General features: G+C 58.9%; 13 protein-coding genes. 3 read left to right on the forward strand and 10 right to left on the reverse strand.

Going from position 1 to position 13,772, the window contains the following annotated elements; translation table 11 throughout:
- The first annotated feature begins 62 nt into the window (after window positions 1–62).
- Window positions 63–1,225, forward strand: a protein-coding gene (locus FYJ28_RS02725) for an IS3 family transposase (protein ID WP_154578247.1) whose coding sequence is annotated in 2 segments (ribosomal slippage) — window positions 63–341 and window positions 344–1,225 — 1,161 coding nt in all. Because the reading frame shifts where the segments join, the coding sequence is not laid out codon by codon here.
- Window positions 1,226–1,232: 7 nt separating this feature from the next.
- Here the strand turns inward: FYJ28_RS02725 and FYJ28_RS02730 are convergent.
- The 10 genes from FYJ28_RS02730 to FYJ28_RS02770 form a co-directional block, all read right to left on the reverse strand.
- On the reverse strand, window positions 1,233–1,553 hold the full coding sequence (locus FYJ28_RS02730) for a hypothetical protein (RefSeq protein ID WP_154578248.1): 321 nt from the start codon (window positions 1,551–1,553) through the stop codon (window positions 1,233–1,235).
- On the reverse strand, window positions 1,550–1,906 hold the full coding sequence (locus tag FYJ28_RS02735) for a DUF192 domain-containing protein (protein ID WP_082413230.1): 357 nt from the start codon (window positions 1,904–1,906) through the stop codon (window positions 1,550–1,552). Before FYJ28_RS02735 ends, FYJ28_RS02730 begins: the two co-directional genes overlap by 4 nt.
- A 197-nt stretch (window positions 1,907–2,103) precedes the next feature.
- The gene (locus tag FYJ28_RS17090) at window positions 2,104–2,355 is read right to left on the reverse strand and encodes a ParB family protein (RefSeq protein WP_082413231.1); all 252 of its coding nucleotides are present in this window, start codon (window positions 2,353–2,355) and stop codon (window positions 2,104–2,106) included.
- A gap of 22 nt (window positions 2,356–2,377) precedes the next feature.
- Entirely contained in the window at window positions 2,378–2,557 is a 180-nt protein-coding gene (locus FYJ28_RS02740) for a hypothetical protein (protein WP_152969821.1), read from the reverse strand.
- An 8-nt stretch (window positions 2,558–2,565) separates the two neighbouring features.
- Window positions 2,566–2,979 (reverse strand): single-stranded DNA-binding protein, encoded by a 414-nt coding sequence (locus FYJ28_RS02745; protein WP_082413232.1) that lies wholly within the window; start codon window positions 2,977–2,979, stop codon window positions 2,566–2,568.
- Window positions 2,980–3,030: 51 nt separating this feature from the next.
- Window positions 3,031–3,288 carry a glutaredoxin family protein gene (locus FYJ28_RS02750; RefSeq protein ID WP_055239136.1) on the reverse strand — a complete coding sequence of 86 codons (258 nt, stop codon included), beginning with the start codon at window positions 3,286–3,288 and terminating at the stop codon, window positions 3,031–3,033.
- A 30-nt stretch (window positions 3,289–3,318) separates the two neighbouring features.
- Window positions 3,319–3,924 carry a recombinase family protein gene (locus FYJ28_RS02755; RefSeq protein ID WP_082413233.1) on the reverse strand — a complete coding sequence of 202 codons (606 nt, stop codon included), beginning with the start codon at window positions 3,922–3,924 and terminating at the stop codon, window positions 3,319–3,321.
- Between the two features lie 505 nt (window positions 3,925–4,429).
- Complete coding sequence (locus FYJ28_RS02760; protein ID WP_229780204.1) at window positions 4,430–7,507, reverse strand: type I restriction endonuclease subunit R; 3,078 nt, start codon at window positions 7,505–7,507, stop codon at window positions 4,430–4,432.
- Complete coding sequence (locus FYJ28_RS02765) at window positions 7,500–8,804, reverse strand: restriction endonuclease subunit S (protein ID WP_055239139.1); 1,305 nt, start codon at window positions 8,802–8,804, stop codon at window positions 7,500–7,502. Before FYJ28_RS02765 ends, FYJ28_RS02760 begins: the two co-directional genes overlap by 8 nt.
- Entirely contained in the window at window positions 8,801–10,762 is a 1,962-nt protein-coding gene (locus FYJ28_RS02770) for a type I restriction-modification system subunit M (RefSeq protein ID WP_055239140.1), read from the reverse strand. Before FYJ28_RS02770 ends, FYJ28_RS02765 begins: the two co-directional genes overlap by 4 nt.
- Before the next feature lie 316 nt (window positions 10,763–11,078).
- Here FYJ28_RS02770 and FYJ28_RS02775 point away from each other — a divergent pair, with 316 nt between their 5' ends.
- Window positions 11,079–12,224 (forward strand): hypothetical protein, encoded by a 1,146-nt coding sequence (locus FYJ28_RS02775; protein ID WP_152969822.1) that lies wholly within the window; start codon window positions 11,079–11,081, stop codon window positions 12,222–12,224.
- Between the two features lie 13 nt (window positions 12,225–12,237).
- Window positions 12,238–12,873 carry a hypothetical protein gene (locus tag FYJ28_RS02780; RefSeq protein WP_055239142.1) on the forward strand — a complete coding sequence of 212 codons (636 nt, stop codon included), beginning with the start codon at window positions 12,238–12,240 and terminating at the stop codon, window positions 12,871–12,873.
- The last annotated feature ends 899 nt before the right edge of the window (window positions 12,874–13,772 follow it).

Genomic DNA, 13,772 nt, shown 5'->3' on the forward strand with positions numbered 1-13,772 from the left:
GAAGGTTTGATTGACACTTTGCCTGTGAGGATTTGATCCTTGCGGGTGGAAGGATGTTCATCATGCCCAAAGCCTTTCCCGAAGAGTTCCGACGCGATGTCGTCGCGGTCGCCCGCAAGGGCGAAGCACCCATTACCCAGATCGCTAAGGACTTCGGTGTCTCACCGGCAGCCCTTCACCGCTGGATGAAGATCGCCGACAAAGAGGACGGCGTGAAATCCGGCGTCGTGTCCGATGACTCCGCGAAGCTGCGGGAGGCCAACAGGCGCATCCGGCTCCTGGAGCAGGAAGCCGAAGTAATGCGCCGTGCCGTGGCCTATCTGTCCCGGGATATCAATCCAAAAAAATGATGTACCCGCTGGTCCGTGAGCTGGCTGCCAGGGATGCCTCGATCAGGGTTCCCGTGGCAGTGTCCTGCCGGGTATTGAATTTCTCCAGACAGGCCTACTACCAGTGGGTCGCCAATCCTGTCCCGTCCCGGGACTGGGAAGAAGCGCACCTGATCAACGCCGCCATTGATCACCACCGCGATGATCCTGCCTTCGGGTACCGGTTCATCGCCGATGAGATCAACGCCGGCCCCGGCCCTACGGTCAGCGAACGCAGGATCTGGCGGCTGTGCTCCGAGAACGGCATCCTCTCCGTGATTCATCGCCGGCGCCGGTCAGGCCTCAAGGCCGGCCCTCCGGTCCACGATGACCTCATCGAGCGGGACTTCAGCGCCACGGCACCGAACCGGAAATGGCTCACGGACATCACCGAGCACCACACCGGGGAGGGAAAGCTCTACCTGTGCGCCATTAAGGACCTTCATTCAAACCGCATCGTCGGGTATTCGATGGACGGGCGGATGAAAGCTTCCCTGGCCGTTGCCGCACTGGACCATGCCGTGGCGTTGAGGAAACCGGCGGGCACTGTGGTCCATAGCGATCGCGGGTCCCAGTTCAGATCCCGCAAGTTCGTCCTAGCCCTGAACACCTACGGCCTGAGCGGATCGATGGGCCGGGTAGGGGCATGCGGTGACAATGCTGCGATGGAATCGTTCTTCTCCCTGCTTCAAAAGAACGTCCTGAACCGGAAACGATGGGAAACCCGGGCCGAACTCAGGCTCGCCATCACAACCTGGATCGAGCGCAGCTACCACCGAAAACGCCGCCAACGTGCCCTCGGACGGCTGACACCCATCGAATTTGAGACAATAAAAAACGCGGCCTCAGCCGCGTAAAAAATTATCAACCCCAGCTGTCAACGAAACCTTCAGCAGTCCCGTATTCCTCGTTCTCTCCGACGGTGCTGCGCAGCAGCTGGCACACGTAATCCGCTTCCCAGGATTCTGGCCGGCCTTGCAGGAGTGCTTCTATCCCGCCAACGTTGGCCGCGACGGAAGCGAGGATCCGGGAAAGAGTGCCAGCGAAATTTGTCGGCACTGAGTGTTCGTTGGCGGTGCCGGCGCCAATGATGCGCTGGCCGCGGGCAGCTGCGGTGAGTGCGGTGATGGCTTCGTCTACCGGGTCGGGTTCAGGGGCATTCTTCTCCAGCAGGGTTGGGGTCATTGCTGTTCCTCTCGGATGCTGACGGGTGTTCCTGGGGTGATGCCTTTCAGTGCGTCTGCCGGTACTTCCAGAAGGGCGTCGACTGCTCCCGGTGATTTCCATCGGGGGCAGAGACTCTGGCGGTTTTCCGTGCAGGGGTCCAGCGTACTGATCTGCAGAACCTGTCCGTCGGCTATCCAAGCTATGTCGATGGGGATTTCCATTCCGGCCATCCACACCTCTCGTTCTTTGCCCGGCTCGAAGGTAATGAGCATTCCTGTGCCGGGTGGAAGGTTTTGCCGGCCACTGAGCCCTGCGCTTTGCTGCTCGGGTGTGACTGCGACTTCAACCTGAAACTCCCGCTCCTCCCCCACGGTGACGGTTGCTGCCTACGGCGCAGCATCGCTGGCACATCCTGCCAGGGTGATGACCGCCAGGACCTGCACAATGAGTCCCCGAGCGATGCGCAGCTCCTTTCCGGAGCTGGGGGTGAAATGGCAGGAGCGGGAACCGCACCACACGGTCCCCGCTCCTCTTTCTGTCCTCCGCAACCAACGAAGGAAATTTCTGTTCACGCCCGTCCTTCTTCTTGACGGGTCCGGCGCCCGGGACGCAGCGCACCGGCTTTCACCGGGACCCACTTCCTGCCGTTGTTGTGCTTTCGCTGCAGCCGGCGCACTTCCCGCAACACCGCGCCCTCAATGAGCTCTGAGACTGACCGGTAGCCTTCCGCTCCGCCGGCTGCCAGGAAAGCGGCTCTGACCTGATCCGCGTCTTGTTCTGTGAAATACGGGGTGAATGACGCAGGTTTTCTTTGGCTCATCGGGTTCCCTGGTCCATGGTCTTCATTCCAGCACCTGGATCCTGAGGTTCTCGGCCGCAGCAGCCCACTCCAGGAAAGGGGCTCCCGTTCGTTCTGTGGGGTCCTCGCTGCGGTACAGGAATTCGTCCCTGATGCGTTCGAGTGCGGTGGAGAGTACGAACACGTCATGCTCTCCACCGAGCTCTAGTTTCTTGCCTGGCATTTTTCTCTCTACTCCACGGGTGTGAGGTAGGGGTTTCCGCTCTGTTGTTCGGGCTGTGAGGGGCGTTTGGCCGGCTGCACGGGGCCGTATTTGAGGGACGCTCCGATTTCTTCGACGTCGAGTTCGATGGTGGTTCGGTTCTCGCCGTCCTTGGTTTCGAACCGCCGGGATTTCAGTGTTCCTTCGGCTATGACCCTGCTTCCCTTGGTGAGGGATTCCGCGATGTATTCGGCTGTTTCGCGCCATACGGTGCAGCGGATGAAGAGTGTTTCTCCGTCCTTCCATTCATTGCTTTGGCGGTCCAGGATCCTCGGTGTTGAAGCGATGGTGAAGTTGGCGACCGGGACGCCGCTGGGGGTGAAGCGCAGTTCGGGATCCGAGGTGAGGTTTCCGGTGATGGTGGTGGTGGGTTCGCCTGCCATGGTGATCAGCTTCCTTCGTGGGTGATAGATGGGAGTGCTGCTTTTTATGGGTTAGGTGCTGGGGGTTTCCAGGGCGATGACCTGGTTGATCTTGTCCGGGTTCAGTCCTGACCAGTGATCTTCGGATCCGTCCCGTTCGTAGACGACGACGGGTGCCTGGACGTACCCGAGTTCTTCGGTGATGTATTCCAGTGCTGCGGGGGTGGCGGTGATATCGACTACCTGGGGATCAAGCCCGGCGTTCTTGAACCTTCCGATGGTGAGCTTGCAGGGTCCACAACCGGGCTTCGTGTAGACGGTGATAGTCATGGCACTCATTCCTCAGGTTTCGTAGTCGTTTTAGTCAGAGTCCGTGCTGTTGGTGATGCTTCTATTTTCCCATTTATTCATCTGAATAATAAGGGGTTTTGGCCCTAAATCTAGGGGTTTTCTACCTGTATATCGCTGGAACGTGCGAGTAGTTTCGGGACCAGTTTCGCTGGGTTGGGCCAGGCCAGCCCTGGTTCGTTCTCTGATTAGTTCGCGTTCCATTTCCGCCACGGAGGCGATGATGTTGAACATCAGCCGGCCGGATGGGGTGGTCGTATCGATCCCTTCTGTAAGGGACCGGAAGGCAACTCCCCGTTCGTGCAGCGAATCCAGCAGTTCTACCAGTCCGCGCACGGTCCTGCCGAGACGGTCGAGCTTGGTAACGACGAGTGTGTTTCCGGGCTGGAGTGCCCTCAGGCAGGCTTCCAGTTCTGGTCTGGCCATGGTGGCTCCGGAGCGGCCGTGGTCGGAGTAAATTTCGTAGCACCCTGCCTGGCGCAGCTGCTGCTGCTGGGATTCCAGGCTCTGTTCAGTCGTTGAGACGCGGGCGTCGACGGAGACCGCGGTGCGCGGCAGCCACATCCGCAGGGCTTTTCGGAACGCTGCTGAGGGGTCGAAAGATGGTGGTGGCAGCATCGGGGCGCGGGGAAGTAGGCTCGATCAAGGCTCGTAGCTCCTGACTCTTGATGAATGCGTAGAGAACATCCATCACAGCAGGGCTACGAGCCCTTTAGCTTTCAAGACACGGAACCTGTTTCACCATCAACCGCGAAGAGCCGCTTTGTCTGCTGTCATCGCCAGCGGCATCAGCGGGGCTGCCGCGTCAGAGACGAGCGAGGTGTGTCCAAAGCTCCTTACGTTTATGTAGGGGTGTACAACGGGAATGCGATTGCTCCGATTGCTGGATACACTGGAACACCCCAGGTCGGAAACTCAGTTTGCTACACCGGTACACAATCCGGGCAGGTGTGCAGCAACACTGTTACGCGGGTTAATCAGTACATTTGCTATTCGTACATTCCTGCTCAGTGCTACGGGGGCTTAACCGTAACCGAACAGAGCAACGGCGTTCCAGCTGCTGGGAACGGTGACAGCGGAGGGCCGGTAATATCCGCAATAGGTGGCGTTATCCGCTAACGTCCTAGTCGTTGCCCATGGCATCCAATTGTGCCCGCGCCCGTAGCCGGTCTTGCAAGCCGGCGGCGAGGAGAATTTCGACGATTTTCTCCGGACCGCCCAGCTCCAACAGCACGTTGGTGGCTTTCTGATGCCCGTCGCCCGCGGTGTAGATACTCTCCTCGACTGTCTCGTTCAGGGTGGGTGAAGAACGGAAGTCAAGGGGACCGTTGGCTATGGCCTCGCGCTGAAGCTGCTCGTTCGATTCAACATGGCGCGAGACGGATTCAAACACGTTGAGCTGGTCTTCATCTCTGATCCCCGTGCCCTCGAAGAGCTTGTTGATCTGCTCGATCAGGCCGCCGAAGGTGCCCAGGGTTTTTTCTCTGACGACCCCGGAGCCCACAGCTGTGATCCCCTTGAGCCCCTTGCCCTCCCCGTCGACCAGCTTCAGGTCCCGGGCTTCCTGCTTTTTCAGGGCGTAGTGGGTGAGCACCACGTCGGAAAGATCCAGGTTGTTGCCGGTGGCGCTGGTCTGCAGTGCCTTGGAGAGCAGCTTGAGGTAGATCGCAAGTTTTTCGATCCGGGTGCTCCCGTAGTCGATGATCTGCGAGAAGAAATCATAGGACTTGTTGAAGGCTCCAGCCGTTTTACGGAACTCCTCCAGCTGCTCCAGCTCCAGCGTGTTGTTTGTGAACACCGCTTTCTTGTGGCGGTCGTGGAACACGTCAATGGCTGGCTGGAGGTGTGACACCAGACCGTTGTGGTTGCGCTGGGCCACCCATTTCGCGGCGACCAGCTCCACTTCCCGGTCATTGTAGATACCTGCGGCGTCCAGCTTCATGATCATGTCGTGAATGACGTCCGGATTGGATGCCTTCACGATGGACGCTTCCTCAAAATAGGTTTGGAAGGCGTCGAGGATGGTGTCCGGATCGTTGGCGAAATCCAGTACGTAGGTCTTGTCCTTGCCCGGGATCACCCTGTTGAGGCGGGAGAGGGTCTGCACGGCGGCGATGCCCGAGAGTTTCTTGTCCACGTACATGCCCACCAGCAGGGGTTGGTCGAACCCGGTTTGGAACTTGTTGGCCACAAGCATGACTTGGTAGTCGTCGCTGCCGAAGGCCTTGGTCAGGCTTCGGCCCTTGAGCCCGGGGTTCATGGTGTATTCGGTAAAGCCGTTGGGTCCGGATTCGGGGTCGGTTACCTCGCCGGAAAAAGCAACCAAGGCAGCCAGCTCCGTTTCATAGCCCTTGAGCTGAAGGTAGTTGTCGATGGCGAGTTTGTAGCGGACCGCTTCCTTGCGTGAGGAGGTCACCACCATGGCTTTGGCACGGCCGGCCAGGTGGTGGGCTACATTTTCGCGGAAGTGCTCCACGATGATTGCGACTTTCTGGGCGATGTTGTGCGGGTGCAGCCTCACCCATTGCATCAGTGCTTTGGTGCCCTGGTCGCGATCCACCTCCTGGGTGGCAGCGTCCTGGTCGGACTGAGCGATTCGGGCTGCCATCTCGTAGGTGGTGTAGTTCTGGAGTACGTCGAGGATGAAACCCTCCTCGATGGCCTGCTTCATTGAATACAGGTCGAAGACCTCCATTGTCCCGTTCTCGTCCGGACGTCCGAAGAGATCGATCGTCTTCGCTTTCGGTGTGGCCGTGAAGGCGAAGAAGGAGAGGTTCATGGTGGCGCCGGCCCTGGCTGCCATTTCGGCGGCCAGAACGTCCTCGGTGGTGATGTCCTCGCCCTCCTCCAACCCCATGGAGGTGAGGACATTCTTCAAAGACTTGGCGGCGTCCCCGGACTGCGACGAATGGGCCTCGTCAGCGATGATCGCGTAGTTGCGCCCGGCCAGGCCCTTGTTCTTGCGAATCTCTTCCATGGCATGGGGGAAGGTCTGCAGGGTCACGCCGATGATCTGCCGGCCTTTGATTAAAGCCTCGGCGAGTTGCTTGGATTTGGAGCCTTCGGAGCCGCGGGTGATCGGAGCGAAGACGCCGGCCACGGTTTCCAGCTGCTCGATGGCCTTTTGCAGCTGGCCGTCCAAAACAGTGCGGTCGCTGATGACGATGACGCCGTCGAAGACCTTGGACCCGTTCTCGCGGTGCAGGGAAGCGAGCCGGTAGGCGGTCCATGCGATTGAGTCGGTCTTCCCGGAGCCGGCCGAGTGCTGGATCAGATAATTGTGCCCGGGTCCTTCGGCCAGAGCGGCGCTGGTCAAGGCGTTGACGGCGCGCCACTGGTGGTACCGCGGGAAGCGGGTGGAAGCCTTGAAGGACTTCTTCCCGGTGATGGGGTGGGTGTCTTCCTCGAAGCGGTAATGAATGAATTTTCCGAGCACCGTCAGCCACGCTTCAGGCTCCAGAAGATCTTCCCAGAAGTAGGCGGTTGGGGAGGTGCCTTCGCGCTCGGCGTTGCCGGCCCCGTTGTTCCTGCCCGCGTTGAAGGGCAGGAACCGCGTTGAAGGTCCCTCCAGCTTCGTTGTCATGTGCACTTCCTGGTTGGACACGACAAAGTGCACCAGTGCCCCGCGCCCGTGACACAGCAGCGGTTCGCCCTTGGGATTGCGGTCCTGCCGGTACTGCTTCAGTGCCGCCTCGGCGTCCTGCGTCAGGTCCGTTTTCAGTTCGACGGTGGCGACAGGGATTCCATTAAGGAAGAGCACCAGATCCAGGGACTTGTTGTTCGCCTGGGAATAATGGACCTGGCGCATCACCCGTAACCTGTTGCGCCCGTAGCGTTCCACAGTGGAAGGGTTCAACCCATCGGCAGGCTTGGGCTGGAACATCCGCAGCGTCGCCGGTGTCACGCCGATCGGCTTCTTCAGGGCGTTCAGCGTACCGCCGCCATTGAATGGGTCCGCGCCCATTACGGACGACAACCGGTCCAGTACCCGGAGCTTGGCCTTGGCCAGCATCGTTGGGTTCAGGTCCGGCTTCAGGACCTTTGCAAGCTCCTCCGGTACGGTGTCCTGCAGCCAGCCGAACACGTCCTCGGGGAAGAGCGCCCGTTCGCGGTCGTAGCCCTCATCGGTGGCGGAATAAAGCCAGCCATGGGCAGCCAAGTGGCTGCAGATGCTGTTCTCGAACTCAATCTCGTTATGCAACGCCAACAGACTCGGCCCCCACCTTGTTAGTTGAAGCCCGCGCCATGCGGTCGCGGACATCAATCTTCCCCGTGACCGCCGCACTGATTACGGCCGCCCGTCGCTCTTTCGACAGCTTGATAGCTTGACGTGCATCGGCGATAGCAGCGTCAATTTCGGCGGTCTCATGGTCGACGAATTCAGCAATGGAACGCTGTTCGTCAATAGGTGGGACCGGGATCAGGAGTGCGCGCAGTTTCTCAGCGGTGAGGTGCATAATCGTTGAACCGTTGCAGATGACTTCGAATACCCCGGAATCCCTAAACACGCGGATCAAATAGCCCAAGTACTTGGTATCTGCTGACCCAAGGGACCTAACGCGGTTTACGGTCTTTTGGAAGCTCCAGCCGTCCATGGCGGAGTCCAAGTAATGCACCGTTCCGACAGAACCGCCCTCTACTACCAAGAGATCTTTGGCCATCAGGTTCAAGCGTTCGGCTTCATAGGAGGTAAAGGCCATTTCATTGACGTCGGATAGATCAAGACCCGCATCTTGAATGTTGCCGGCGCGAACATAGGGGAGCACTCGTGCCCCGACAGGTGTTTCCTTGGCGCCATCGAGCATCTTTCCAAGCACGACCTCAAAGTGGTGCCCTAGTGTTGAGAGCAGCCAGTGCGCCGGAACCTCACCAATCCATGTCACCCCGCTGTCCTTCATAGGAACGCTTGAGTTCAGGCCTTTGGTGACTGCTTGAGCGGTGATTGCTGTGCGGCGCTCTTCCAGAAGGGCGATCAAGTCCTCCTGATCCGAGATGAAGGCATCAATCTCGTCCGTCTCACAGTCGAGATAGTTAGAAATGGCTTCTTGTTCGTGGAGAGCCGGGACACCAATTTTTGCTGAGCCCAGATCTGTTTGGGTCATGCTTGGCAGCGCAGTGCTCGTTACGTAGAAGTCGAACGGGATGCGCGTGGCCCAGTAGTAGAGAAACTTCGGTAGCAATCTGTGAGTATCGATTCGGGTGTAATACATCGTGTCAACAGTCCAAAACTTACCGTTGACATACAACGGCTTGTCAACGGTTCCCTTGCGACCGAAAAGCACCGACTCGCCATCGAATAAGTATTCCGAAGATCGGCGGAACTCACCCCCTGAGCCGATGACCGGATAGCCGCCGTTTTCGACCATCACATGTTTATAATCCGAACCATTGCCAAAGTTTACAAATCGGGATAAACGAACCACGTCCCAATGCGCCGGAATGTGGCCTAGAGATTTAACCCCGCTGTCTTTATACGCCGGATACAGCTTCAAGCTCATGCCTTGACCTGCTCCAGGCGTGAACGGATGCGACCCAGAACTGCATCTAGATCGGCATCGATCACCTCCAACGGGCGAGGCGGTATGTACTCGTAGAAGTGACGGGTGAAGGGGATTTCACACCCGTCTTTGGTTTTGTCTTCGTCAATCCAGGCATCGTCAATGAACGGTTTCACTTCGCGCTCTACGTACGCGTGGATGTCCTCGTTCCAGGGAACGTTTTCAGTGTCGCGCAGATCAGGATCCGGTTCGGCCTTGCCCTTCGCGCCTGTACAGACGTCGGCGGTGTCGTCCCGCTCGGAAAGCCCGGCGACGAGTGCTTTCAAATGGGGTCCGCTCAGGTCGGCTCCCGTGGCCCGGAGCTGCTTCTTCAAGGCTTTGGTGAACTCGTCCCGGTTCTTCCACACCACGCCCGTGTCCATGGTCTCCAGCGCAGTCCGCACGTTGGCCATGGCCTCGGCCGTGAGCTTGCTGAAGGCCTTCACCGCCAGGGCCGCCTCGATACGGTCGGGAGTGGTGGCGAAATTTAGCTTCAGCGGACGTTCTACAGTGATGGTGCGGTAAAGGAAATCTGTGGTGTCGAAAATCTTCGACTGGTCGCTGGCCATGAAGTCTCCGTAGAGCTTCACAATGGCTTGGACGTCCTTGGGGCCGAGCTCATTGCGCTTGGATCCCAGACCCTTGCGCATTTTGCGGAACAGCTTGGATCCATCGACCAGTTGCACCTTGTTTCGTCGCTCAGGCGCTTTTTCCTTGGACAAAACCCAGACGTAGGTGCTGATGCCGGTGTTGTAGAACATGTCGGTCGGCAGGGCGATGATTGCCTCGAGGTAGTCGCGTTCCAGCACCCACTTGCGGATGTTCGATTCGCCGGACCCGGCGCCGCCGGTGAACAGCGGGGAACCGTTCAGGACAATCGCGGCGCGGCCTCCGGCTGAGTATTGTCCGGGTTCCCGCATTTTGGATATCAGGTGCAGCAGGAAGAGCATGGAGCCGTCGGATACCCGCGGCAGGCCGGGGCCGAAGCGGCCCGCGAAGCCCCGTTCGGAGTGTTCCTCGCGGACGGTTTTTTCCTGTTTCTTCCAGTCCACGCCGAAGGGCGGGTTGGAGAGGCAGTAGTTGAACGTGGTGCCGGCGTGCCCGTCGTAGAGCAGGGTGTCGTCATTGACGATGGCGTCCACGGACTGGCCCTTGATGACCATGTCGGCCTTGCAGATCGCGTACGACTGGGCGTTGAGTTCCTGGCCGGCGAGGGTGAGCCGTGCCTTCGGGTTCATGCTGGTGAGATGGTCTTCGGCGACCGAGAGCATGCCGCCGGTGCCGGCGGTCGGGTCGTAGACGGAGCGGACGATGTCACCGTCGCGCAGGGCTTCGTCGTCGTTTTCAAACAGCAGGTCCACCATGAGTTCGATGACTTCGCGGGGGGTGAAGTGTTCACCGGCGGTTTCGTTGGAGGCCTCAGCGAACTTGCGGATGAGTTCCTCAAAGACGTGCCCCATTTGGGCGTTGGAGACCTTCTGGGGATGCAAGTCGACCTCCGCGAAACGCTGCACCACCAGCAGCAGGAGGTTGTTATCTTCAAGTTCCTCGATGCGGTCCTCGATCTTGTACTTCACGAAGATGTCGCGCACGTTCTCTGAGAACGCGTTGATATAGGCGAGAAGGTTCTCACGCAGGTTCTCGGCGTCTCCCACCAAGGTGGCGAGATCGTAGCGGCTGGTGTTGAAGAACGAGTGCTGGTGGCCTGCTCTGCTTTTCAGCAGCACTGGCCGGATCGGGATGCCCTTGGCCTCGGCGTCGGCGACGACTTCGAGCACCTTGGGCTTAGTGTCCGCTAACACGGAGTCCAGGCGCCGCAGGACAGTGAAGGGGAGGATGAAGTCACCGTACTGGTGTGCCTTGAAATTACCCCGTAGAAGGTCGGCGATACCCCATATGAATGATGCGTGGTTGCTCAAGTCGTCCCAGTCCCTCTTCGTGTTACCGCCGGCCCATCACTGTTCTGGTCCGACATGCTTAGCCTCTATTCAACCCTCTTTCCGTGGCGACTGGCTGCACTGTGGGGCCCGTACGGAGAACGGACTCGTCACTGGCTCGGCCTCCGGGGCGTCTGTATGGTTGCCGGGCGGCACATTCCACGGGGACGTCGTGTAACGCGATACCGAGGTCGAAATGCGCCGTCGGCTTAGCTGGAATCGACGCGTTTTCTGGAGCTCCTCTGCCACAATGAATAATCATCGTCCTAACGGACGTCAACAGGGGAGAGGCTGCGCGGTGCCAAGCTACGGATTCAAACTACTCGAAATTCAACTATTTCGGGGCCGGGGACAGAAACCGTTGGACTTTGGGGCGCCCGACGGCGACACGAAGAATCCGGAGACCGCACAGATCACGCTTCCTTACCTGGACCTCCTCCTGAAAGACTTCGCGCCGGTCGATGAGACTGAGGCACCGGAGTCCGAAGAGGGTACCTCGATGGGCGATGCATCGACCGACGAAAAGAGTTCGGAGGACGACGCACAGGCCAATGAGGAGACGGTCGAAACCGTAGCGATGGGATCGGATGACGTCGTGGGAGAAGACCCCGATTCTGGAATACCGGAGGAAGAGGGGCGCAAACAGCTTGCAGTAGTCCGGGTTAAGTCCGCCGTGAGGTATCAGGGTGCGGTGCTTCTGGACACGGTTTACGGAATTGTTGGTGATCACGCTCTGGCTGTTGATCCCGAAGGTAAAAAGGACGACACGGACCTCACCAGCCTCGCCACCACCCGGCATTACCGGGCACTCGTTATCGCCCCCACCAGCGGTAAGAATGGACTGCTGGCCGTAGAGGTGGTCTCACGATCACACGCAGGAGGACGCCTTCCCAGCCGCCTGCATGCCGGCGCAAAAGGACACAATTTCAAGGTGCGAACGTTCGGTGCGATCGCTGACGACGAGTCTGTCCGTAACCTGATGAAGGACGGTCGGATCCGTGAGGTCAACTTGTTCCAGACGTTGCCGAGTTCGGACTCCAGCCAGAGCACGACAATTCCGGCGAAGATCACGTTCACCATCGGGGCGGGCTCAACAGAGGAGACCTCACTCAAAAAGCGACTGACGCACTGGCTCCCCACCAAAGAGAACAAAGCGAAGAAGGACAAGCCCGTCGCGGCGGACGAGGCGAAGGCTCTCGCAAGCTATTTGTGGCCGAAGCTTGCTGAGAGTGCTGCGTTTGAAACTGCTGAGGTAGTCGTCGATGGTATCCAGAGGAAGCGGCTCAAACCTCTAGATATGGCATCAGGGTTCACCTACGATCTTGGTGATGTCAGACCCAACAACGATACTTTCGTTGCAAGTGTGGCAGATGTGGTGAACGACTTAGCGGCCACGAATCAGATCGATCTCGAAAGTGATTGGTCGGCGCCGATCGGTGGCTAAAGAAGGGGCAGGCATGCACAAACCTCGCTGGCTGAGAGTTTTTTCCCGGCTGAACGTATTCGCTCTTCTCGGAGACCAGTTCCGTTACCTGACTGACCTGTCTACAAATCGGCCTGAGTGGATCATCCGTGGACTCGTCGTTTTGCTTGCCCCCGCCGCTTTCACCCTTTCGCTTGTCTTCCATGTTCAGATGCAAACAGTTGGGGACCTTGTCGGCGCCCTGGGGCTTCTTGCTGGCGTGTTCATCTCCGCGTTTGCCTTGGTGTTCTCCATCCGCATCAATCTCTCAGCGAAGCCCAGCAAAGTCCTGGAGCGGAGAACAGCGCGTCTGATTGATGAGAGTGCGCTGACATTGCTCGCAGCTGGCCTTCTGTCTGGAATCGATGCGATCTGGCTCGCGGGAGTTTCCGCCTCGATCCCAGCCGAGGGATACGTCGTGTCCGAGTTTGCGACGGCCGTCACCGTGGGGCTTAGTTCATTGGTCGTGCTCTACTTTCTGCTTTCGATACGGCGTCTCCACAAGCTCTACACCGATACCTTCGTGCCGTTCTGGCGGGTGCAGACAGTCGTCGAAGGTTCTGCAACACGACAGGAAACAAAGGACGCCCGCGGCCAAGCCGCAGAGATCGACGCACGACGCAATAGCTAGGTATCGCGAGTGTCGTACGCGTCTTACATGCCCGTGACCAAGTCTTGGAGATAAACACCCCAGCCACGATCCCTGTGGCGACGAGGCTGAGGGCAGGATCTGCCCACAACTGTAGACAGAGTTGCGGCGGCTGATCCTCAGCCCTTGGACTGCAGCTCAGGTCATGCAACTACTCACCCTTGGACTGCCGCCGAAACGAAACCCGCATCTATTCCCCAGATTCGGTGACAGCACACGATAACTAGTGGCAGCAAGAAGTAGGCCTGACTAGAGGCAGCCAAAGCTTGGCGTCCGGCGGTGACGGTGGGATTCGAACCCAGAGCGCCGGGGTGGATATTTGCCGTCTGGAGCTGGTCAGGATCGCGCCGGCTTGCACCTCCGCAGGCAGCCGGGGAAGGGTGCGTCGAGCAAGCTTTGCCAATTCCTTGCCAAGTGCCTCCTGTAGGGCAAAGCAAAAGACCCCGGTTCCCTTTGTTTACAAGGGAACTGGGGTCTTTCTCATCTGGCGGTGACGGTGGGATTTGAACCCACGCTGTGCCTCATCAAACTGAAATCCCCGGGCAGGTGGCCAGACCGCTCGCGCTCATCCCAGAAGACGTTCCTTGCCCAATCGTCTTGCGTCGGCCTCCGGGGGCGGTGGCCGGCCGGATGGTCGTAGATACTCTCGCTCGCCGGAGACAACCGCATCGATCTCGTCTTGAAGATCAGTACCGGGAACGAATACAGCCATGTACCCCTGGTTCCGCCGGGACGTCCGCACTGCCGGAGGTGGACGAATCGATAGGCGTTGAGGCAAGAAACGTGTCCATCGCCGGTGTTCGCGGACTACATGTGCGAACCGAGTCCGTTGTACCGCTCGCCGCCTAATCCAAGGCGAGCAGTTGTGTCCGAACACGAAT

Source organism: Arthrobacter sp. BL-252-APC-1A (assembly GCF_009696625.1).
Taxonomy (GTDB): Bacteria; Actinomycetota; Actinomycetes; order Actinomycetales; family Micrococcaceae; genus Arthrobacter_B.

Coding starts and splice junctions, on each gene's coding strand:
- FYJ28_RS02750 (WP_055239136.1), bottom strand. CDS start 3,288: ATGACTATCACCGTCTACACGAAGCCCGGTTGTGGACCCTGCAAGCTC.
- FYJ28_RS02780 (WP_055239142.1), top strand. CDS start 12,238: ATGCACAAACCTCGCTGGCTGAGAGTTTTTTCCCGGCTGAACGTATTC.
- FYJ28_RS17090 (WP_082413231.1), bottom strand. CDS start 2,355: ATGAGCCAAAGAAAACCTGCGTCATTCACCCCGTATTTCACAGAACAA.
- FYJ28_RS02730 (WP_154578248.1), bottom strand. CDS start 1,553: ATGACCCCAACCCTGCTGGAGAAGAATGCCCCTGAACCCGACCCGGTA.
- FYJ28_RS02755 (WP_082413233.1), bottom strand. CDS start 3,924: ATGCTGCCACCACCATCTTTCGACCCCTCAGCAGCGTTCCGAAAAGCC.
- FYJ28_RS02765 (WP_055239139.1), bottom strand. CDS start 8,804: ATGAGCTTGAAGCTGTATCCGGCGTATAAAGACAGCGGGGTTAAATCT.
- FYJ28_RS02745 (WP_082413232.1), bottom strand. CDS start 2,979: ATGGCAGGCGAACCCACCACCACCATCACCGGAAACCTCACCTCGGAT.
- FYJ28_RS02740 (WP_152969821.1), bottom strand. CDS start 2,557: ATGCCAGGCAAGAAACTAGAGCTCGGTGGAGAGCATGACGTGTTCGTA.